Origin of the sequence: Kocuria tytonicola, assembly GCF_003687455.1 — a bacterium.
Taxonomy (GTDB): domain Bacteria; phylum Actinomycetota; class Actinomycetes; order Actinomycetales; family Micrococcaceae; genus Kocuria; species Kocuria tytonicola.
This window is the reverse complement of sequence record NZ_PHOA01000206.1, coordinates 1-905: the sequence shown is the minus strand read 5'-3', so window position 1 is coordinate 905 and position 905 is coordinate 1. Positions and strand designations below refer to the sequence as shown.

Annotated in this window: 1 protein-coding gene; it reads right to left on the bottom strand. The window is 67.5% G+C overall.

What is annotated here, in order from left to right; translation table 11 throughout:
- Nucleotides 1–599: hypothetical protein (locus CWC38_RS11860; RefSeq protein ID WP_121846899.1), on the bottom strand; the 599-nt coding region annotated here is incomplete at its 3' end.
- Nucleotides 600–905: the final 306 nt, after the last annotated feature.

Sequence of the window (905 nt, the reverse complement as noted above, 5' to 3'; positions counted from 1 at the left end):
GTGCTGGTGAGCGCCGTGAGGCTCGGGCGGCGCGGGGTGGAGCTGAAGCCGAAGTCCGGGGGCGGGGTCATGTCCGTGAGCGTGCCCAGATCGCGGCCGTCCCACGCGGCACGGGAGAACGTGATGGCGTGCAGGTCGTACGCGGAGTACCACTCCGTTCGGTCGTGACCGGCGGTGCCCAGTGTCTGCACACCGGGCACGACGTGCGGTGCCACCAGGTTGGTAAGGCGCGCGAAACCCAATGACGTGCTCAGCGGACGCGGGACCGCCTGCAGGAGGTTGCCCAGGGGAGTGCGCGGGCCCACGCTGAACTGCCACGTGAGGGGACCGGCGGCGACGCGCCAGCGCGACGCGCGGGAGAAGCCGGTGCGGGTCACGGACACGGGCACACGGGTGACGGTGTCGAAGGTGTAGGTCGCGGAGACGAAGTCCGCCACCCAGTCGTCGGGGGCCAGCAGCTCGCGGTGGCCGTCCGGGTGGGCGAGCATGACGTCCGCGAACGGGCCGTGCGGGGTGCGGTCCCAGCAGCCGAGCACGAGGCGCGTGCCGCCCGAGGTGCCGACGCCGGCGATGTGGCCGGTGAAGCGGTGGGTGGTCATGGGGTCAGCGTATGGGGTGGTGAGCGCGCTGACGTACTGTGAGGAGGTAGTTCCCTGCGATGCGGGGATGAGCCCGTTGTGGTTACGAGTTGCTCGTGATCCCCGCGCTGGCGGGGTTGGAGGGATGAGGACACGGAGGTTCGTCGAAAATAATGAACGTTGTAGTTACTGCCATGGTGAGCTACTCTGAGCTCGGATGACCACGGTGCCAAGATGCACGCGCATCTAGTTAATTGTGTCTCAGCTCACCTCATCGCGCTAGGAGATTCTCGTGTTGCTCACCCTGGATGTATGGCAGCTGTGGGC